This window comes from Cohnella phaseoli (genome assembly GCF_003386235.1).
Classification (GTDB): Bacteria; Bacillota; Bacilli; order Paenibacillales; family Paenibacillaceae; genus Cohnella; species Cohnella phaseoli.
On sequence record NZ_QRDZ01000003.1, the window covers coordinates 234,238 to 254,903 of the forward strand.

Annotated in this window: 22 protein-coding genes; all 22 read left to right on the forward strand. The window is 56.2% G+C overall.

The annotated features are described in order from the left end of the window. The first annotated feature begins 25 nt into the window (after positions 1-25). The 22 genes from sucD to DFP98_RS05380 all read left to right on the forward strand — a co-directional run bounded on the left by sucD (position 26) and on the right by DFP98_RS05380 (position 20,588). Positions 26-952, forward strand: a complete 927-nt coding sequence (gene sucD, locus DFP98_RS05275; protein ID WP_116059509.1) for a succinate--CoA ligase subunit alpha — start codon at positions 26-28, stop codon at positions 950-952. A 138-nt stretch (positions 953-1,090) separates the two neighbouring features. After that, the gene (dprA, locus tag DFP98_RS05280; protein ID WP_246016424.1) at positions 1,091-2,287 is read left to right on the forward strand and encodes a DNA-processing protein DprA; all 1,197 of its coding nucleotides are present in this window, start codon (positions 1,091-1,093) and stop codon (positions 2,285-2,287) included. A 59-nt stretch (positions 2,288-2,346) separates the two neighbouring features. After that, entirely contained in the window at positions 2,347-4,443 is a 2,097-nt protein-coding gene (topA, locus tag DFP98_RS05285; RefSeq protein WP_116059716.1) for a type I DNA topoisomerase, read from the forward strand. Between the two features lie 88 nt (positions 4,444-4,531). Next, the gene (gene trmFO, locus DFP98_RS05290) at positions 4,532-5,863 is read left to right on the forward strand and encodes an FADH(2)-oxidizing methylenetetrahydrofolate--tRNA-(uracil(54)-C(5))-methyltransferase TrmFO (protein ID WP_116059717.1); all 1,332 of its coding nucleotides are present in this window, start codon (positions 4,532-4,534) and stop codon (positions 5,861-5,863) included. 108 nt (positions 5,864-5,971) lie between these two features. Next, the gene (gene hslV, locus DFP98_RS05295; RefSeq protein WP_116059510.1) at positions 5,972-6,517 is read left to right on the forward strand and encodes an ATP-dependent protease subunit HslV; all 546 of its coding nucleotides are present in this window, start codon (positions 5,972-5,974) and stop codon (positions 6,515-6,517) included. A 32-nt stretch (positions 6,518-6,549) separates the two neighbouring features. After that, positions 6,550-7,938 (forward strand): ATP-dependent protease ATPase subunit HslU, encoded by a 1,389-nt coding sequence (gene hslU / locus DFP98_RS05300; protein ID WP_116059718.1) that lies wholly within the window; start codon positions 6,550-6,552, stop codon positions 7,936-7,938. An 82-nt stretch (positions 7,939-8,020) separates the two neighbouring features. Continuing rightward, positions 8,021-8,794: a GTP-sensing pleiotropic transcriptional regulator CodY gene (codY, locus tag DFP98_RS05305; protein WP_116059511.1), complete on the forward strand. Its 774-nt coding sequence runs from the start codon at positions 8,021-8,023 to the stop codon at positions 8,792-8,794. Between the two features lie 267 nt (positions 8,795-9,061). Then, on the forward strand, positions 9,062-9,478 hold the full coding sequence (gene flgB, locus DFP98_RS05310; protein WP_342772460.1) for a flagellar basal body rod protein FlgB: 417 nt from the start codon (positions 9,062-9,064) through the stop codon (positions 9,476-9,478). Positions 9,479-9,481: 3 nt separating this feature from the next. Further along, complete coding sequence (gene flgC, locus DFP98_RS05315; protein ID WP_116059513.1) at positions 9,482-9,928, forward strand: flagellar basal body rod protein FlgC; 447 nt, start codon at positions 9,482-9,484, stop codon at positions 9,926-9,928. A gap of 54 nt (positions 9,929-9,982) precedes the next feature. Further along, the gene (gene fliE, locus DFP98_RS05320; RefSeq protein WP_371822868.1) at positions 9,983-10,285 is read left to right on the forward strand and encodes a flagellar hook-basal body complex protein FliE; all 303 of its coding nucleotides are present in this window, start codon (positions 9,983-9,985) and stop codon (positions 10,283-10,285) included. Between the two features lie 97 nt (positions 10,286-10,382). Further along, complete coding sequence (gene fliF, locus DFP98_RS05325) at positions 10,383-11,951, forward strand: flagellar basal-body MS-ring/collar protein FliF (RefSeq protein WP_116059514.1); 1,569 nt, start codon at positions 10,383-10,385, stop codon at positions 11,949-11,951. 11 nt (positions 11,952-11,962) lie between these two features. Next, on the forward strand, positions 11,963-12,973 hold the full coding sequence (gene fliG, locus DFP98_RS05330) for a flagellar motor switch protein FliG (protein WP_116059720.1): 1,011 nt from the start codon (positions 11,963-11,965) through the stop codon (positions 12,971-12,973). Beyond that, entirely contained in the window at positions 12,966-13,808 is an 843-nt protein-coding gene (gene fliH / locus DFP98_RS05335; RefSeq protein WP_116059515.1) for a flagellar assembly protein FliH, read from the forward strand. The genes fliG and fliH overlap by 8 nt, the downstream gene beginning before the upstream one ends. Continuing rightward, complete coding sequence (fliI, locus tag DFP98_RS05340; protein ID WP_116059516.1) at positions 13,795-15,114, forward strand: flagellar protein export ATPase FliI; 1,320 nt, start codon at positions 13,795-13,797, stop codon at positions 15,112-15,114. Before fliH ends, fliI begins: the two co-directional genes overlap by 14 nt. A 12-nt stretch (positions 15,115-15,126) precedes the next feature. Beyond that, positions 15,127-15,576 carry a flagellar export protein FliJ gene (gene fliJ, locus DFP98_RS05345; RefSeq protein WP_116059517.1) on the forward strand — a complete coding sequence of 150 codons (450 nt, stop codon included), beginning with the start codon at positions 15,127-15,129 and terminating at the stop codon, positions 15,574-15,576. A 42-nt stretch (positions 15,577-15,618) separates the two neighbouring features. After that, a complete protein-coding gene (locus DFP98_RS05350; RefSeq protein WP_147310131.1) occupies positions 15,619-16,530 on the forward strand; it encodes a MotE family protein in 912 nt (303 codons plus the stop codon). A gap of 31 nt (positions 16,531-16,561) precedes the next feature. Beyond that, a complete protein-coding gene (locus DFP98_RS05355; RefSeq protein ID WP_116059519.1) occupies positions 16,562-17,995 on the forward strand; it encodes a flagellar hook-length control protein FliK in 1,434 nt (477 codons plus the stop codon). Positions 17,996-18,021: 26 nt separating this feature from the next. Then, on the forward strand, positions 18,022-18,525 hold the full coding sequence (locus DFP98_RS05360; RefSeq protein ID WP_116059520.1) for a flagellar hook capping FlgD N-terminal domain-containing protein: 504 nt from the start codon (positions 18,022-18,024) through the stop codon (positions 18,523-18,525). Beyond that, positions 18,518-18,904 (forward strand): TIGR02530 family flagellar biosynthesis protein, encoded by a 387-nt coding sequence (locus DFP98_RS05365; protein WP_116059521.1) that lies wholly within the window; start codon positions 18,518-18,520, stop codon positions 18,902-18,904. Before DFP98_RS05360 ends, DFP98_RS05365 begins: the two co-directional genes overlap by 8 nt. An 88-nt stretch (positions 18,905-18,992) precedes the next feature. Then, positions 18,993-19,817, forward strand: coding sequence for a flagellar basal body rod protein FlgG (gene flgG, locus DFP98_RS05370; RefSeq protein WP_116059522.1), 825 nt, complete (start codon positions 18,993-18,995; stop codon positions 19,815-19,817). Positions 19,818-19,878: 61 nt separating this feature from the next. Beyond that, positions 19,879-20,112 (forward strand): flagellar FlbD family protein, encoded by a 234-nt coding sequence (locus DFP98_RS05375; protein WP_116059523.1) that lies wholly within the window; start codon positions 19,879-19,881, stop codon positions 20,110-20,112. Continuing rightward, positions 20,109-20,588, forward strand: coding sequence for a flagellar basal body-associated FliL family protein (locus tag DFP98_RS05380; protein ID WP_116059524.1), 480 nt, complete (start codon positions 20,109-20,111; stop codon positions 20,586-20,588). Before DFP98_RS05375 ends, DFP98_RS05380 begins: the two co-directional genes overlap by 4 nt. Positions 20,589-20,666 lie beyond the last annotated feature (78 nt).

Genomic DNA, 20,666 nt, shown 5'->3' on the forward strand with positions numbered 1-20,666 from the left:
AGAACTTACCGGGGAGTGTATAATCATGAGTATCTTGATCGATAAGAACACCAAGGTGATCACCCAAGGCATCACGGGCGCGACGGGGTCGTTCCATGCTAAAGGTGCTTTGGAATACGGCACGCAGATGGTCGGCGGAGTAACGCCGGGCAAAGGCGGCCAAACGATCGATTTCGATCTGGAGAACGGGACGAAAGTCACGTTGCCGATCTTCAATACGGTTAGAGATGCGGTGACGGCAACGGGCGCAACGGCATCCGTTATTTATGTCGCGCCTCCGTTCGCGGCGGATTCCATCATGGAAGCGGTCGATGCGGAGCTGGACCTGGTCATCTGTATTACGGAAGGCATTCCGGTTATGGACATGATCAAAGTCAAGCGCTTTATGGAAGGCAAGAAAACTCGTCTGATCGGGCCGAACTGCCCGGGCGTCATTACGCCGGAAGAGATCAAAATCGGCATCATGCCGGGCTATATTCATAAAAAAGGCCACGTAGGCGTCGTTTCCCGTTCGGGAACGCTCACTTACGAGGCGGTTCACCAATTGACGACGCGCGGCATCGGTCAATCGTCGGCTGTCGGCATCGGCGGAGACCCGGTCAAAGGGTCCGAGTTCATCGACATTCTGAAGCTGTTTAACGAAGATCCCGATACGTATGCGGTCATCATGATCGGCGAAATCGGCGGTACGGCGGAAGAAGAAGCGGCGGAATGGATCAAAGCGAACATGACGAAACCTGTCGTCGGCTTCATCGGCGGCGCAACGGCGCCTCCGGGGAAACGGATGGGACATGCGGGCGCGATCATTTCCGGCGGCAAAGGCACGGCTGCGGAGAAAATTTCCGTGCTCGAAGCCAACGGCATTCGCGTCGCTCCGACGCCTTCCGACATGGGCGCGACGCTTGTCGCCGTGCTTGAGGAAAAAGGATTGCTGGAAAAGTGCAAAGGTTAATGGTACAGTAGCAGTAGGATAAAATAATTGCCGGAAACCATTGTTTTCCGTGCACGGCAAGGCAAGCAGCCTTCCGCGCCCTCTTCGAGGGAGTGGAAGGCTTTTTGTCGTACATGAGCCTGGGGAGGGTTTGAGGAGATGCTGGACAACGAGGAGAATAAGAAAAAGGATAATGTCAGGGTCGTATCGCTGGCGGAGGCGCTCGAGACAGGCATGACGCGAGAGGTGCTGATCGCGCTGCATGAGGCCGACGGGATCGGGCGGGTGACGATTGCGACGGTTTTCCTGTACGGCGTCATGAAGGGGCCGGGCTCCTTGCGGGATTCGGGAGATTTTCTCGCCGGCGATTGGCGGGACATGGGGCTGAGCGCAAGGCAGGCGCTGGCTGCGGAGCGAAGCGTGCGCCTCGCTGCGAGAGAGCGCAGACAAGTTCGTTACGCGGAGGGAAGGATGGGGGTCGTCACCTATCTGGACGACGACGATTACCCGTCCCTGCTGCGGGAGATCGCCGACCCCCCTTGGGTGCTCTATTGCAGGGGGAGACTGGAGCTGTTAAGGCATCCGGCGATTGCGATTGTCGGCACCAGACTTGCCACGGGTTACGGGCGCAAGATGGCGGAGGGGCTCGGTGAGGGCTGTGCGGGGCGCATGACGGTCGTCAGCGGGTTGGCTAAGGGGATTGACGCGGCGGCCCACAGAGGCGCCGTATCCGCCGCATACGGGACGATAGCGGTGCTTGCCGGCGGCGTCGATCGATGTTATCCTCCGGAGAACGCCGCTTTGTATCGCGAGATCGGGATGCAAGGGCTGCTGCTGGCGGAAAGTCCTCCGGATACGATTCTTCACCCCGGATTGTTTCCTCTGCGCAATCGCATCATTGCCGGTCTTTCTTACGGCGTCGTCGTCGTAGAAGCCGCGCACAGGAGCGGCGCGCTGATTACGGCGGATCTGGCGCTCGGCTACAATCGAGATGTGTTCGTTATACCGGGGCAGGTGACTTCTCCGCGAAGTTTGGGCGCGCTCGAATATTTTCGCAAAGGGGCGCATCCGGCGCTGGACGCTTCCGATATTTTTCAATATTATGAGTATCGAATGCCTTCCGTCACAGGGCCGGAACCCGCAAACGGCGCGGCGTCCGGGGCTTCCGCGGGGGAGGAGGGGCTGAACGAAGACGAACTGCTCGTCTACCGTTTAATCCTCGATCGGCCCGCTTCCGTCGATGAATTGGCGACCTTTTCCGGGATGACGTTTGGACATTTACACTCCGTTCTGCTAAATTTACTAATGAAACGACGAATTGAACAACGAACCGGTTTCGTATATCATGTCCTTTAATAATGAAGGCATAAGAAATAGGCACGAGGACTTGTCGACCGTAGGAGAGGAGGATGGACGTGGCGGACTCGCTAGTGATTGTGGAATCGCCGGCTAAGGCGAAGACGATCGGCAAATATTTAGGAAGCAAATTTATCGTCAAAGCGTCCATGGGGCACATTCGCGATTTGCCGAAAAGCCAGATCGGCGTCGAGGTGGAAAACGGCTTTCAGCCGAAATACATCACGATCCGGGGCAAAGGCAACGTTTTGAAGGAATTGCGCGATGCCAGCAAAAAGGTGAAAAAAGTTTATCTCGCAGCTGACCCCGATAGGGAAGGCGAAGCGATCGCGTGGCATTTGGCCCATTATCTGGAGCTGGACGAGAAGGAAGATTGCCGCGTCGTTTTTAACGAGATTACGAAGCAAGCGGTCAAGGACGCTTTCAAGTCGCCCAGACCGATCGATATGGATTTGGTGAACGCCCAGCAGGCGAGAAGGGTGCTCGACCGGCTCGTCGGATACAAAATCAGCCCGCTGCTGTGGAAAAAGGTCAAGAAAGGACTTAGCGCCGGCCGCGTGCAATCGGTCGCCGTTAAGCTGATCAACGACCGCGAGAACGAGATCAATGCATTCGTTCCGGAAGAATATTGGAGCATTACCGCTCATTTGACGCAGGGCAAAGCGGCGTTCGAGGCGAAGTTCCATTCCGTTCATGGCGAGAAGAAGGAGCTGCACAGCGAAGCTGAGGTTAAGGAAGTGCTGGCACAGCTAACCGGAGCGCAGTTCACTGTCGGAGAGGTCAAGGAGAAGGAGCGCCAGCGCAACCCGTCTCCGCCGTTTATTACGAGCTCGCTGCAGCAGGAAGCCGCGCGTAAGCTGAACTTCCGCGCTTCGAAGACGATGCAGATCGCGCAGCAGCTTTACGAGGGCGTCGATCTGGGCAAGGAAGGGACGGTCGGTCTCATTACGTATATGCGTACCGACTCGACTCGTATTTCGCCAGTTGCGCAGGAGGAAGCCAGAGAGTATATCGAGGGCAAGTACGGCAATCCATTTTTGCCTGAAACTCCTCGGGTTTACACGAAGAAGAACGCTTCCGCGCAGGACGCGCACGAAGCGATTCGTCCGACGTCGGTGCTGCGCGATCCGGAATCGGTCAAGGCGTTCACGTCCAAAGATCAGTTCAGACTGTATAAGCTGGTCTGGGAGCGCTTCGTCTCCAGCCAGATGTCGTCGGCCGTGCTCGATACGATGACCGTCGATCTGCAGAATGGGCCGGCTGTGTTTCGGGCCAACGGTTCGAAGCTGAAATTCCCCGGCTTTATGAAGGTGTACGTCGAAGGCAACGACGACGGCACGACGGATGAGGATCGGCTGCTGCCCCCGCTCGCTGTGGGAGACAAGGCGGAATCGAAGGACATCGAGCCGAAGCAGCACTTTACTCAGCCGCCGCCGCGCTTCACGGAAGCCCGACTCGTGCGGGCGCTCGAGGAGTTGGGCATAGGCCGCCCAAGCACGTACGCTCCGACGTTGGAGACGATCCAAAAGCGCAATTATGTCGCCTTGGAAGAGAAGAAGTTTACTCCGACCGAACTGGGCGAGCTCGTCGTCCAATTAATGGAGGAGTTTTTTCCAGAAATCCTCGACGTCGAATTTACCGCCAACATGGAAGGCGATCTTGACCATGTCGAGGAAGGCATGCAAGATTGGGTCAACGTCATTGGCGAGTTTTACAAGTCGTTCGAGCAGCGGCTGGCGGTCGCCGAAGAGGAAATGAAGGAAATCGAGATCAAGGATGAGCCGTCGGACGAAGTGTGCGACAAGTGCGGCAGCCCGATGGTCTATAAAATGGGACGCTTCGGCAAGTTTCTGGCTTGCTCGGGTTTCCCGAATTGTCGGAATACGAAGCCGATTATTAAAGATACCGGCGTAACGTGCCCGAAGTGCAAAGAAGGTCAGATCGTCGAAAGGCGCAGCAAGAAGGGACGCGTATTCTACGGGTGCAATCTGTATCCCGGCTGCGATTACGTCTCTTGGGATAAGCCGGTTGCCAAGCCGTGCCCGAGCTGCGGCGGGGTAATGGTCGAGAAGCGGGTCAAAGGCGAGACTCAACTGAATTGTACGGTATGCAGCCATTCGGAAGCTGCCGAAGAAGCCGAGGAAGCGGCGGAATAATCGAATAAGCCGCAAGCGGGACGCCGCTGCCGGGGCGAAGAGCTTCGGCAGGGCGGCTCGCGGAGGCGACGGGGTGGGGGCAACCGTTTTGAAGCAAGATCAATCCGTGACGGTTATCGGCGCGGGGCTGGCAGGCAGCGAAGCCGCCTGGCAAATCGCCGCGCAGGGTATCCCTGTCACGTTATACGAAATGAGGCCGGTCAGACAGACGCCGGCCCATCATACGGCGAGCTTTGCCGAGCTCGTATGCAGCAACAGTTTGCGGGCGAATGGCTTAGCGAACGCTGTCGGCGTACTGAAGGAGGAGATGAGGCGGCTCGATTCGCTCATTCTGGCCTGCGCCGACCTGCATGCTGTTCCTGCCGGCGGCGCGCTGGCAGTTGATCGCGAAGGCTTCTCAGCCGAAGTGACGAAGCGGCTGAGAGAGCATCCGCTCATCAAGGTCGTGAACGAGGAAGTTACCGCAATTCCGGAGGACGGGATCGTCGTCGTCGCGACGGGACCGCTCACTTCTCCCGGGCTGTCCGATAGCATCAAGCGGCTGCTCGGAGAAGAATACTTCTACTTTTTCGATGCGGCTGCGCCGATCCTGGAGAAGGACTCCATCGATTTCGACAAAGTGTTCCTCGCTTCCCGTTACGACAAAGGGGAAGCGGCTTATTTGAACTGTCCGATGACCGAGGCCGAGTTCGACGTCTTCTACGAAGCGCTGATCAACGCAGAGACGGCGGAAGTGAAAGACTTCGAGAAGGATATGTATTTCGAAGGCTGCATGCCGATTGAAGTCATGGCCAAACGCGGCAAGCAGACGGTACTGTTCGGGCCGATGAAGCCGGTGGGCTTGATCGATCCTCGGACGGGCGCTAAATCCCATGCGGTTATTCAATTGCGTCAAGACAACGCTGCCGGCACGCTGTACAACATCGTCGGTTTCCAGACGCATCTGAAGTGGGGCGAGCAGAAACGGGTATTCTCGCTTATTCCGGGATTGGAAAACGCCGAGTTCGTCCGTTACGGCGTGATGCACCGCAATACGTTTATCAACTCGCCGAAGCTGCTCCATCCGACCTATCAATTCCGCGGACGGGAGACGCTGTTTTTCGCGGGTCAGATGACCGGGGTGGAAGGCTATGTGGAATCGGCCGCATCCGGATTGGTCGCCGGTCTGAACGCAGGGCGGTTGGCCGGAGGCCGAGAGCCGCTGACGCTTCCCGAGCACACTACGTTGGGCAGCATGTCGAATTATATTACGACAGCGGACTTCAAGCATTTCCAGCCGATGAACGCGAACTTCGGCTTGTTCCCGCCGCTGGGCTATCGCGTCAAAAGCAAGAAGGACAAGAACGACGCTATCGCCGCGCGCGCCCTGGAGGCGATCGATGCGCTGCGTCCCGAGCTTCGGGCAAGCTCCGTTCTGTAACCAATGAAGCAGCGGCTGCGTATAAGACCTAAGCCGCTGCTTTTCCGGCTCTAGGCGAAGTTTCAAAGATGCGAGATTCGCGATCAAAACAAACGGGAGGAACAGCCCATGGATATGAGTTTCCACGCCACGACGATCTGCGCGATCCGCCATAACGGCAAAGGCGCGATCGCAGGGGACGGCCAGGTCACCTTCGGCAATAGCATGGTGATGAAAAATACGGCCAAAAAAGTACGTAGACTGTACCGCAACCAGGTGCTTGCCGGGTTTGCCGGTTCGGTCGCGGACGCGATTACGCTGTTCGAGAAATTCGAAGGCAAGCTTGAAGAGCATCACGGCAACCTGCAGCGCGCCGCGGTCGAGTTAGCCAAGGATTGGCGCTCCGACCGGGTTCTCCGCCGGCTTGAGGCGATGATGATCGTTGTCGACGCCACAGGTATGCTGCTGTTGTCCGGCAATGGAGAAGTAATTGAACCGGACGACGGAATTTTGGCGATCGGTTCGGGCGGCAGCTTCGCGCTGGCTGCGGCGCGGGCGCTCAAGCGTCACGCTCCGGCCATGGAAGCCCGCGACATCGCCCGCGCAGCGCTGGAAACGGCATCTGAAATTTGCGTATTCACCAACAATAACCTGGTCGTTGAGGAGATAGAATGATTACATTCGACAAACGTAAGGGAGAGGATCGCATGAACGATGCACTGACGCCCCGTCAAATCGTTGCTGAGCTCGACAAATACATCGTCGGGCAGAAGCCTGCCAAGCGTTCGGTCGCCGTAGCGCTGCGCAATCGCTATCGCCGCAGCCGCCTACCGGAGGAAATCCGCGATGAAGTCGTGCCGAAGAACATTCTGATGATCGGACCGACCGGCGTCGGCAAAACGGAAATCGCGCGACGGCTGGCGAAGCTGGTTCAAGCTCCGTTCATCAAGGTTGAGGCGACTAAGTTTACGGAAGTCGGCTATGTCGGCAGAGACGTGGAATCGATGGTTCGGGATTTGGTCGAAACGGCGATTCGTATGGTGAAAGAGGAGCGAACGGAGCAGGTGAAGGACAAAGCCGAGAGGGCGGCCAATGAACGGCTGGTCGCTCTGCTTGCCCCTTCCCCGGCGCGTCCGAAGACGCAGAAAAACCCGCTCGAGATGCTGTTCGGAGGCAACTCGGTTCCTAACGACGAGCCCGATCCGGTCGATTCGGGATTGCAGGACAAGAGAAGAGACACGAAGGCTAAACTTGAGGCCGGACTTCTGGAGAACGAGACCGTCGAAATCGAGGTGGAGGACAACTCGCCGACCATGCTCGATATGCTAGGCGGACCGGGTCAGGAGCAGTTCGGCAACATGCAGGAAATGCTCGGACAATTTCTGCCGAAGCGCCGGAAGAAGCGCAGACTGACCGTTAAGGAAGCGCGCAAGGTGCTGATCGTGGAGGAAGCCAATAAGCTGATCGACATGGACGACGTCACCTCTGAGTCCGTGCGCAGGGCGGAGCAGTCGGGCATCATCTTTATCGACGAGATTGACAAGATCGCCAGCCAAGGACGCGGGCAAGGGCCCGACGTCTCGCGCGAAGGCGTGCAGAGGGACATCCTGCCGATCGTCGAAGGTTCGACGGTCGTGACCAAGTATGGGCCGGTTAAAACCGATTACGTCCTGTTTGTGGCGGCCGGAGCGTTCCATGTCGCGAAGCCCTCGGACCTGATTCCCGAGCTTCAGGGGCGCTTCCCGATCCGAGTCGAGCTCAGCAGCTTGACCGACGAAGACTTCATCCGCATTCTGACCGAGCCGGAGAACGCCTTGACGAAGCAGTACACGGCGCTGCTGCAGACGGAGGGCATCAACGTTACCTTCACGGAGGCGGCGATCTCCGAGCTGGCGCGCATGGCGCAGGAAGTTAACCGGAATACGGAAAACATCGGCGCTCGCAGACTTCACACGCTGCTTGAGAAGCTGCTTGAGGATTTGAGCTTCGAAGCGCCGGAGCTGCAGCTTGAGGAAATGGTCATTACGCCGGAATATGTCCGCGAGAAATTATCGACGATTGCAAGCAATCGCGATTTGAGTCAATATATTCTATAACGGCTCTTAGCCGAACGGATGCCGCCGTCCCCGGACGGCGGAATCGTTGTACTTGTTTGTCGTATTAGGAGGAAGCACAATCATGACGCTGTTGATGAAAACCCGAACGCTTAACCGGCTGCTGCAGGAAGCGGCGGGCAAGCCTCTCAACTTCCGCGAGATGGCGGAGGGGCTGCGCGAGACGATGCAAGGCGATGTATTTGTGCTGAGCAGAAAAGGAAAGGTGCTGGGCTCGGCGCATTCCGCTGGATTTCCCGAGATGTGGCTGCGCAGAGAAGAAGCGGACGGGCTGCGCTTCCCTTCCGAGACGAACGATCGCTTGCTGCGAATTTCGGAGACGGCCGCGAACGTTTCTTCCAACGAGGAAACGTTGACGCCGATCGAAGCGGCTTTTGGCAACGCAATTGTCACAATCGTTCCGATCATAGGTGGAAGTGACAGATTAGGGACTTTAGTCCTGTCTCGTGAGCACGAATCGTTCGGAGACGACGATCTGATTTTGGCGGAATACGGCTCGACAATTATCGGCATGGAGATTCTGAGAGAAAGAATCGACGAGCGGGAAGCGGAGGCCAGAAGCAAGGCGATCGTCACGGTTGCGGTCAATTCGCTCTCCTTCAGCGAGATGGAAGCTGTTGAGCAGATTTTTGAAGAACTTGAAGGAAAAGAAGGGCTGCTCGTCGCTTCTAAGATTGCGGACCGGGCTGGAATCACTCGTTCGGTTATCGTTAACGCGCTCCGGAAGCTGGAGAGCGCGGGGGTGATCGAGACCCGCTCTCTCGGGATGAAGGGAACTTATATCCGCATTCTCAATGCGCAGCTTCTGCGGGAACTGGAGCATCGCAAAAACGCATAAGCGCGACGCCAATAGATAAGTAAGCCCGATCTTCCAATGGAAGATTAGGGCTTTTTTCTTATTGTCACGCACAGCGTTGTCGTAGATGATGTATCTTAGAAAATTCTAATTATGTCGGATTGCGATTCTTTTTTTGTAGAATGAGCAAAAGTATTGTCGCTTCAAGCAGGAATTTAAGAGATTTGCGTGGAAATAAGTCAAAGCGAAATGCGATTGAGTGCGAAAAATGAAGAAAAATGAAGATTATCTCATGAATAGGGGCGACTAATGATGGAGTTGTTAAGCGGCGCATCATTTCTGCGCTTGGAGAACGCCATCCAGGCCGCGGCGATGAGACAACGCGTGCTGTCCAACAATATTGCCAATAACGATACGCCATATTTCAAGCGATCCGATGTCGTATTCGAAGAGCTGCTGACGCAAGCGATCGGAGCGCAGGGGACGCGCGCATTTGCGAGCAAGCCGACCGACCCTCGACATTTTCCGATTAACGGAGCTTACCCGTTGCCGGCGCCAAGAGTTGTAACGGACGAATCGACGGCAATCAACAATAACAAAAATAACGTAGATGTAGAGAAAGAAATGGCGCTCCTTGCGGAGAACCAGCTCAGATACAATCTGATGACGCAGCAGGTCAATCATGAAGCAAAGATGATGAGAATCGGAATTCAAGGGAGTGCGTAACGAATGAAGCTCGGAGGATTCGATATCAGCGCTTCCGCGCTAACGGCCCAACGGCTGCGTATGGACGTCATTTCGGCCAACATTGCGAACGCGGAGACAACGCGCGCCGGATACGTGAACGGAAACTTCGTCCCTTACCGCCGCAAAGTCGTCGTGATGGAGGCGGCACAGCCTAAGTTCCAGGACGTGCTTAGCCAGCAGTTGAACGGAATGTCGGCGCAGGGCGTCAAGGTGGCGTCCATTCGCGAAGATTCCGCGCCGTTTAAACAGGTGTACAACCCGACGCATCCCGATGCGGATGCGAGCGGTATGGTCTATATGCCTAATGTGGATATGCTGAAGGAGCAAGTCGACCTGCTGGCGGCCTCCCGGTCGTACGAGGCGAACATAACGGCGCTGAACGCAAGAAAGTCGATGTTCATGAAGGCGCTGGAAATGGGACGTCGTTGATCGTTCAAAGCAAACGCCGCCAATTGAATCCAATCAACCTGAAGGAGTGTTAGCTTGATTACGAATACGATGTTTAATCCCGTTCAAGCAGTGACAGCGCCAAACTTGAATCAGATAAAGGCGACGCCGGCGGAGGCGACGGAAAGCTTCGCTTCGTTCCTGAAGAACGCCCTTGACGGAGTGGCCGCTCAAGAACAGAACGTACATAAGCTCAACGATCAATTTCTGATTGGGGAAGTCGACGAGAATCAGGTCATCATTGCTGCTACGCAGGCGGAGCTGAGTCTTTCCCTGACAGGGCAGGTCCGCAACAAAGTCATCGAGGCGTATCAGGAAATTATGCGGATGCAGCTGTAATCCTGACGCGGAAACTACAAGTAAAACATAATCAAGGGAAGAAGGCGCGGAGGTTCTCCGCCTTCTTTGCTCTTCTAACCGCAGGTGGGGTGAAATCGTGAACGAGAAGTGGGCACAGGTTCGAGAAAAGCTGTCCGGTTTCTGGAACCAGTACAGCAAGACGCAAAAGTGGGTGCTCGCCTCAACAGCGGCCTTGTTGCTTTTTGCCATCATATTACTTACTTATTTATTCACCAAAACCGAGTACGAACTTGCTTTCCAGAATCTGGACAGCACCGATGCCGCCTCCATTATGGAATACCTGGACGGCAACGGGATCAGCTACAAGCTTGGCGACGCCGGGACGAGCATCTTCGTGCCGAGCGCTTCCGCTTCCAAGGTCAAGGTGGCGGTCGGATCGCAAGGACTCATCGAGAACGGCTCGATCGGGTTTCCGGAACTGAGCAAAGCTTCATCGGCGATCGGAACGACGGATCAAGAGTTTGACGTCAAGTTTCGGAATGCGCTCAACGGAGAGGTCCAGCAATTGTTGCTCAGAAAGCAGGGCGTTGCACAAGTAAAAGCGCTCGTAACGTTGCCGGAAGATTCGGTATTCTTGAACGAATCGGACAAGGAAAAGGCGATTGCCGCTGTCATCATCACCTTTAAGCCAGGCTTTCGGCCGAAGCAAGAGGAAATCGACAGCTACTACAATCTGGTCAAATCGGCCGTGCCGAATCTGGCAATTCAAGATATTACGATCAGCAGCAGCACGAGCGAACTGACCCCGTCCACGAAGTTGGGCGGAGGAGCCGGAGTGGGCGGAGCGATCTACGAGACCCAGTTCGCCATTCAGAATGAGTTCGAGAATACGCTGAAAAGAAACATCCAGCAATTTCTGAACCCGATTGTCGGCATGGACAACATGGTCGTCAGCGTCGTGTCTTCCTTGAATTTCGATAAGAAATCGTCTGTGGAACAGCTTGTGCAGCCCTTGCCGGATAACGACAATAGAGGGATCGAAATCGGCCGACAAGAGACGAGCGAGACGTACCAAGGCCAGGACGGGCAAGCCGGAGGAGTAGCGGGGACGGGAGAAACCGACGTCACCAATTATCCGTCCGGGGGCAACTCGGGCTCATCTACGTCCGAGAAGGTTTCCAGTTCGATTAACTACGATGTAAACCGCATTACTAATAATATCGACTACGGCCCTTATAAAGTGAAGGACTTATCGATAAATGTCGGCGTAAATTCTGCGAATATGACGCCCGAGAGACTGGCCGAGATCCAGAGCATGCTTGTTAATAATGTAAGAGTGCTTCTGAACGAATCGGGATTGGATTTGTCGGACGAAGCTTTGACGCAACGCGTCTCGGTTTTGTCGCAATCCTTCGACGGCACGGCAGCGGTCTCTGGCAGCGCGTCGAATTCGACTTTGTGGATGGCGGCAGCGGGATTGTTGGCGCTGGCGTTGCTCGGAGGCGGGGGCTACTATATTTATCGTCGTCGCAAAGCGGCGCAAGAAGCGGCAGCGATCGAAGACGCTCCGCGCGTGGAAATGCCGACGATCGATATCGACAACGTTTCGAACGAAAGCCAGGTGCGCAAGCAACTGGAAAGCTTGGCCAAGCGCAAGCCGGATGAATTCGTTAATCTTCTCCGGACTTGGCTAGTGGATGAATAGAGGTGGCGGCAGTGGCGAAGGGGATTCAATTGTCCGGGAGGCAGAAGGCGGCCATTCTGCTCATCACCCTTGGACCGGAAGTATCCGCGCAAGTGTTCAAGCACTTGCGCGATGACGAGATTGAACAGTTGACGCTGGAAATCGCCAACGTGCGCAAGGTGGACGCGAGCGAAAAAGAACTTATTCTCGGTGAGTTTCACCAGATTTGCGTCGCGCAAGAGTATATTACGCAGGGCGGCATTACCTACGCCAAAGAAATATTGGAGAAGGCGCTCGGTTCGCAGAAAGCAATGGATATCCTGAACAGGTTGACCGCGACGCTGCAGGTTCGGCCTTTCGATTTCGCACGCAAGGCCGAGCCTTCGCAAATCTTAAACTTCATTCAGAACGAGAACTCGCAGACGATCGCGCTCGTGCTTTCCTACCTGCAGCCGGATCAATCGTCGGCAGTCCTCTCGTCCTTGCCGCAGGAGAAGCAAGCGGAGGTGGCGCGAAGGATCGCGCTCATGGACAGCACTTCTCCGGAAGTCATTGCGCAAGTCGAACGGGTGTTGGAGCAGAAGCTCAGCTCGACGGTTACTCAGGATTACACGAATGCCGGCGGCATCGAGGCGATCGTGCAAATTTTGAACGGCGTAGACCGAGGTACGGAGCGTACGATTTTGGATTCCCTGGAAATTCAGGATCCGGAGCTGGCGGAAGAGATCAAGAAGCGGATGTTCGTATTCGAGGATATCGTCAATCTCGACAATCGTTCGATCCAGCGCATCATTCGCGACATCGAAAACGCCGATTTGCAGCTTGCGCTCAAGGTGGCCAGCGACGAAGTGCGGGAATCGATTTTCCGGAATATGTCGAAACGGATGGCGGAGACGTTCAAGGAAGAGATGGAATACATGGGGCCGGTGCGGCTGCGCGACGTAGAGGAGGCGCAAACCCGCATCGTAGCGACGATTCGCAGATTGGAAGAGGCCGGAGAAATCATTATCGCTCGCGGCGGAGGAGACGATATCATTGTCTAATCTCATCAAATCTTCGCATGTCGTGTCGCTGGACGATCTAAAGCGATTGGAATTGATTCAGAGAACCGCGCCCGTTTCGCAAAATATTTCAGGTTCCGGCATGGATGGCGAAGGAAATCAGACGCTTGATGTCGAAACTCAAACATTAAAGGAACGCATTATTGCCGATGCGGAGCAGACGGCCGAGCAGATTATGCAGCAGGCGAAAGCCGATGCGGCGGAGCTTAGGGCGGCTGTAGAGCGGGACGCGGAATCGTGGTGGCAATCGCGCCGCGAGGAAGACGACCGAATTCGCGAAGAGGCGAGCAGGCAGGGGCACGAAGAAGGCTATCGCGCCGGCGCGCTGGAGGCGGAAGAGCAGCTTAAGCTTCAGTACGAGGAGAGGCTACGGGAGGCCGAGGCGATCGTGATCCAGGCCTATGCGGCGAAGGAATCGATCATAACCGAAGGCGAAGTCTTTCTCGTCGAGCTAAGCTGCACAATTGCGGAGAAGATCGTGCAATCCCAGTTGGAGCAGGCACCGGAGATGTCGAAAGCGTTGTTCGAGAAGGCGTTGTCCAGAAGAAAGGAACAAGGCGTTATCGTGCTATGCGTATCGCCGTCGCAGTTTGCTTACGTACAGGCGGCAAAGGACGAGCTTGCTCTTGCGCTGGACGCGCAGGCAGAGCTGCAGGTCGTCCCGGATGCTTCGATTAAAGAAGGTGGATGTATCGTTAGATCGCCTTTCGGCAGCATTGATGCAAGAGTCGATACGCAGCTTGAAGCGATCCGAGAGCAGTTGCTAAGAGTGGCGGCCCACCGCAGCGAGGAGGGCGAACCGTATGGCGCTCCTTGATATCGGTCGTTATACGGATACGCTTCGCGATTTCGATCCGGTGCGGGTCAACGGCAAAGTCATTCAAATTATCGGGTTGACGGTCGAGTCCGAAGGGCCGGATGCGAGCATCGGCGACGTTTGCTCGATCTATCCGATGAAAGGCGGCAAGCCCGTGCTTGCCGAAGTCGTCGGTTTCCGCGATAATCGCGTTCTGTTGATGCCGCTCGGAGAACTGCATGCCATTGGCCCCGGCTGCGACGTTGTCGCTACGGGCAGCCCGCTTACAGTGCAGGTTGGATCCGAGCTGCTCGGCAAAGTGCTGGACGGCCTCGGTCGGCCGCTTGACGGAACAAGGCTGTCCGTGCGTATGCCGCACTATTCCACGCATAACGCACCCGGCAATCCGCTCAGCCGTCCGCGAGTGACGACGCCTCTTGGCGTCGGAGTTCGGGCGATCGACGGATTGCTGACGGTCGGTCAGGGACAGCGGATCGGCATTTTTGCAGGCTCGGGCGTCGGAAAGAGTACGCTGCTTGGCATGATCGCTAGAAATACCTCCGCAGACGTTAACGTTATTGCCTTGATCGGAGAACGCGGACGCGAGGTGCTGGAATTCGTCGAGAAGGATCTCGGCCCGGAAGGGCTGGCCCGCTCGGTCGTTATCGTCGCAACGTCCGACCAGCCCGCGCTTATTCGAATGAAAGGCGCGCTGATCGCGACGACGATCGCCGAATATTTCCGCGACCGCGGCATGAACGTCATGCTGATGATGGATTCGGTCACTCGTTACGCGATGGCGCTGAGGGAAGTGGGGCTGGCCATCGGCGAGCCGCCGGCGACGCGAGGCTATACGCCTTCCGTGTTCGCAGCGCTGCCCAAGCTGCTGGAGCGTGCGGGGACGGGGCCGACGGGTTCGATAACGGCTTTCTATACCGTGCTCGTAGATGGCGACGACATGAACGAGCCGATCGCGGACGCCGTGCGCGGCATTCTGGACGGGCATATCGTTCTGCACCGGAATTTGGCAAACAAGGGACATTTTCCGGCTATTGACGTGCTGTCGAGCGTCAGCCGCGTCATGAAGGACATCGTCAGCGAAGATCAGCAAGGCGCCGCCGAACAGCTTAAGAAACTGCTGGCCGTCTACCGGGATTCCGAGGATTTGATCAACATCGGCGCTTATCAGCGCGGCTCCAACGCCGAGATCGACAAAGCAATCCAGTACTACGATCTGATCCGCAACTACACGCAGCAGAGAACGAACGAAAAAGTGACGCTGCAGGAAGCGCAGGAGCGGCTCATAATCGATTTTTACAAGAGATGAGGATAAGCGACGATGTCATTCCGATATCCTTTGCAGAAGATCGTAGATTTGAAGGGCAGCGAGAAATCGATGGCCGAATGGGAATACGCCGCTTCGCTCGGCAAGCTTAGATCCGAGGAGGAGCGGTTGAGAGAGCTCCATGAAGAACGCCGCGGTCTGGAGGATGAGCTGTTGGTTGCCGCCAAAAGGCCGACGCCTCTGACCGAGCTGATGGCAACCGAGCGATATATGCAGGTTGTCGATGCGAGAATCCGCCGACAGAACGAAGGGGTTCGCGTCGCCGAAGACCAGGTGCGCAAGCGTCAAGGTCAGTTAACGGACAAAATGGTGGACGAAAAAGTATGGCTGAACGCGCGCGACCGCGCATTGGAGCGCTTTAGGCGCGACCGCTTGGCCAAGGAACAAAACGAACTCGATGAAATCGCGATCGTAAGAGCTGCCTCCTCCTCCTCGCGAAGGTAATGGAGATCCGCGGCCGGATTGCAGGAGAAGGGAGGGAAATTCGTGGCGAGCGCGGATGTGGAAAAAAGCAGTTACAGCGGGTTCGAGCGATTTCTCTTTTTTATTACCCCGATTTTGTTTACGGCAGTGCTGCTGGGCGTATTGCTGCTGATGTTCAATGCGGACTGGCGCAATGCGGCGCTGGAGATCGGCCATAAAATACCGGTGATCCGGTCGATTTTGCCGAATCCGGACAGCCCGCAGACTCCGGAAACGCAGACGGACGAAACATTATCAGTGAACAACGCCAAAGCGAAGTTAGACGAACTGAACGCGCTTCTTGCAGATCGGGAAACGGCGCTGAAGCAAGCGACGGCGCTTGGCGAAGAACAGAAGAAAAAGCTGGACGAGCTGCAGCTTAAGCTGGACGAGCTGTCCAAGGCGGGAGAGGAACGCACGATTACGGGCGAAGCCTATCAGTCCCGTATTAAAGGACTTGCCAACATGTATGGGAAAATGACTCCGAGCAAAGCGGCTCCGATTCTGGAAAGCATGACGCTGGAGGAGTCGGCTCTCGTACTGGGGGCGATGACGGAAGCCGAGCGCGGACGCGTGATGCAGCGAATGACTCCGAAGCGGGCGGCCGACGTAACGGTGAAGCTAAAGGATTCCGAAACGGTGGACGATCGGGAGATCGCTGCGCTGCAGTCGCGAATCAAGGAGCTGGAAAGCCGTCCGGTGGACACGACCGCCGCACTGGATACGGCGGAATTGAATCGCACCTTCTCCAGCATGGATTCGAAGAAAGCGGCGGAGCTGCTGCTGCAGATGTCGAAGACAAGCCAGAGCAAAGCTTTGCGTATTCTGGATGCGCTTGATAATGAAGCGCGGGCCAAAGTGCTTAACGAACTGTCCACGCTGGACAAGAAAGCCGCGGCTAGCTTGGTCAGCAAGCTGATGCCGGCAAACCCGTAACGATCGATTTGCGAAAGGAGGTGAGAACAAGATGAACATGATGATTTCATCCGCGCCTTCCGCAGCGGGCAAAGCGTTGGCTTCGGCTACGGGAGCGGCTCAAGGTTCCTCCGAAGGCGGTAGCGGATTCGCAGGCGCCCTCGTGCAGGCGATTGACGGCGGCAACGCTTCGGCGACGACAAGCGAAGGCGGCGGCAGTCTGTCCCTTCCCGTTGGATTGGCAGGGCTCATCGGAACGGTCGGAGCATCGGGCGGCGAAAGCGAAACGCAGGATCTGCTGGCGATGCTATCGAATCTCGCGGAGCAACTGGAACAGCTCGATCAGACGGGCGCTGAGCTTACGCCTGATGCGCAGGAGCAGCTTGCGGCGATGTTAGCTGCGTTGCAAAGCTTGCTGGATCAGCTTCGCACAGCCCAGCCGACGGCGAATGCAGCGTTTGCGCAAACGTCCGACGCCGGACAGACCGTGGACGTTGCGTTGGATACGCAATTGTCCAAGCCGATCGTCCAATCGCTGCGCGATGTCGTGAAGCAGTTGACCGAAGCGATCGCATCCGCGAAGGAGGGCGAGGAGCAAGCTCCTGCAATCGGCGGGCGGATCCAAGCGGCTCTCGATACATTGACGGCGATTACTTCGGCTTCCGCGGCCATCCGCGAAACGAAGACGGGAGAAGCTGAAAACGCCAAAGCTTCCGGCAAAGCGAATAACGCTTCAGCGGGAGAGACAGCCGGCGTTAAGGAAGCTCTCGCACAGACGTCCACGACCCAAGAAACGCGTCGACCTGCTCAGGCGCTTCGCGATCCGGTGTGGCGTTTCCAGATGTCCGCAGCTGCGGATGCTTCCGAAACGGGTGAGCAGACAGCAGCACCGGCAAGCGACGCCGCCGAACAGACGGGCTCGCAGGAATCCAAACCGATATGGACGCTGCTGCAGAACGACCGGTTGTCCAACGTGGACAGCGCCTCTGCCAAAGCGACAGCTCCGGTTCCGAATCCGGTTCCGGTTCAGCAATTCGCCGACCAGATTGGCAAATACTTGGTCAAGCAATTCCAACTGACGCAAGGAAACGGAATATCCGAGGCGAAGCTGAAGCTGACTCCAGAGCATCTCGGGCAAGTGGACATTCGCATCGTCATGAACAACGGAGTGCTGACCGCACAGTTTATCGCGGACAGTCCGGCGGCAAGAGAAATGCTGGAAAACCAGATGGCGCAGCTCAGAGCTTCGCTAAGCGGACAGGGATTGCAGGTAGAACGGCTTGAGGTCGTTCAGCCGTCCTCGGCTTCCAGCGGCGCAACGTTTCAGAATCAGGAGCACCGCAATTCGAAATCCGGCAGAGACGGAAGCTCCGACGGACGGAGCGGCGGCGAAGGCGGCGAAGATGCCGTATTCGAAGCCGAATTGGAACGCAATTCTTCGTTGAAGGAGATCGGCTACGGAAGCTCGATTAACGTAACGGCATAGCGTTGGAGCAAGAGGAGGTGAGTGATGTGGCTGACAGCGTCGGCGGCACTAAGAACATTTGGCCGTATTATTCGGCCCAGAACGTACAGGCCGCCGCTAGAGAACCGGTCAAGCAGCTCGGCAAAGACGAGTTTCTGCAAATTCTGGTCACGCAGCTTCGTTACCAGGACCCGATGCAGCCGATGCAGGATAAGGAATTCATCGCCCAGATGGCGCAGTTCTCTTCCTTGGAGCAAATGATGAACATGACCAAGGAAATTACAGCGCTGAAGCAATCGGCGGGAATGGCAACCGGACTCATCGGCAAGCAGATCGAATGGTATGCGGACAACGTCGAAGCTGGCGGAGAAAGCATCGTGCAGCGGGGCAAGGTCGATTCGATCATTTGGACAGGCGGCGTACAGTATGCGCAGGTTGGCGATCTGGCCGTTCCGATCGACAAAGTGATCTCAATCTCCGAGCCTGCCGCAGAGGACGACGGAGCCGGAGCCGGCGAAAGCCAGCAGCCGGAGGTGACGGAAGATGAATAACCCGATGCTCGTCGGTCATCTGACGACGGGACGTACGGGCCCGATTCAAGGCCATCGGCCGTCGGATCGGAACAGGCAGACAAATTCTGACGGAGTGTCTTTTCAGGAGCTGCTTAGCCAGCAGCAGTTGAAATTCAGCCATCATGCCGAGCAGCGCTTGCAGCAGAGGGGCATTCAATTGCAGCCGGACCAGCTCGAACGAATCGCGAGCGCCGTCGATCAGGCTGCCGCCAAAGGCGCCAAAGATTCGCTGGTGCTGTTCCAAGACATCGCGATGATCGTCAGCGTGCCGAATCGAACCGTCGTAACCGCAATGGACGGCCATTCGATGAAGGAGCATATTTTCACGCAAATCGACAGCGCCGTTGTCGTCAGCTAACGAACAACAGGGCCGGTCCTGCAAAGGAAGCCCGCAGCCGCGGACCGATTGAAGCGGCTTAATCCACCTTAATGGAGGTAGGCACTACATGTTGCGTTCAATGTATTCCGGCGTATCCGGAATGAGAGGGTTTCAAACGAAGCTTGACGTCATCGGCAACAACATTGCCAACGTGAACACCGTTGGCTTCAAGGCGGGCCGAGTTATGTTCAAGGACATTCTGAGTCAGTCGATGTCGGGCGTCACCGCTTCGGCCGAAGGCGATCAGGGTGGTGTGAACGCCAAGCAAATCGGTCTCGGCGTCACGGTGGCCGCGATCGACACGCTGCACACACCGGGCAGCGCAATGACGACGGGCAAATCGACGGACTTGCGCATTGACGGAGACGGATTTTTCGCGGTCAGTCCGGGAGGAGACGGAGAGCAGGTATACTTGACTCGCGCCGGCAACTTTGATCTGGATGCGAACCGCCAGCTCGTCAACGCCGACGGCATGTTCGTATTGGATTCCGGCGGGGGCATCATCCAACTCGATGAAGAAGTGACGGCGTTCTCGATCTCCCAGACAGGTGAGATCATTTCCATCGGAGCGGACGGTTTGGCTGCGCCGACCGGAGTTTTTATCGCCGTTACGGTTGTAGCTAATCCGGGCGGTCTGGAGAAGGTCGGCGGAAACCTGTACCGCATGACGCCGAACGCGAATCCTGACGGAGAGCTGGAAGAATTAGGACAAGCTTCAGATCCCGAGACCGGCTCCGGAGCTATCGTCTCCGGCCAGCTTGAAATGTCCAACGTCGACTTGACGAACGAGTTTACGGAAATGATCGTCGCGCAGCGCGGTTTCCAATCGAACTCGAGAATCATTACGACTTCGGACGAAATTCTCCAAGAGGTTGTTAACCTGAAACGGTAATTGATTTCCTGCCGGGGAGGAGCCCAGGCTCTTCTCCCGGCGGTCTGGGGGAGGCCCAGCGATGATTCAAGTCACGCGATTGAACGGCACGAAGTTTCACCTGAACGCTTTGTTGATCGAGACGGTGGAGGAAACGCCGGACACGATCATTACGCTTACGACAGGAAGAAAATTTATTGTTATCGAAAATTCTTCGGATGTAATCCGGGCGATCCGGCATTACTTGCGCAGTATCGGCGTGTTGGCGGCGATTACGAATCCTGCAGACCCGCAATCGGAGGGAGCTACGTCATGAGAAAATTGTTGCCATGGCTCGTTTCGCTATTATTGGCGATTACGTTGATTGTCGTTGTTGCGTTTATCTTCTGGAACAATCTGTTCGGGGACAAAAACAAGGATCCCGATCAGGCGGTCAAGGAAGCTACGGAGAGCGTGCAATTAGAGCCAATATCTGCGGATGAAATGGTCAAGGTCACATCCGAATTAATTGATATTAGCACCAACCTGGCAGATACGGACTACATAGTAAGAATCAGCTTGTCTTTCCAATTCGACAGCGAGAAGGCTAAAGAAGAGTTCGACAAGATCAAGGAGAATGAAATCAAGCCGATCATCAATCGCGCTCTATGGGTAATGACCCCGGAGGAGATGAGCGGAACGAAAGGCAAAGATCAGCTGGCCGCAGGACTGATCAACTCGATCAACTCCGTGATTACGGAAGGCAAGCTGCTTAAAGTCGGAATTAAAGGATTTGTCATGACTCCTATCTAATATAGAAGAAGTCCGGAACATCAGTCAGGCCGGCGGTTCGAGCGATCGTTCCGCGGAGGCTCGAGAAAGGGGTGAGAG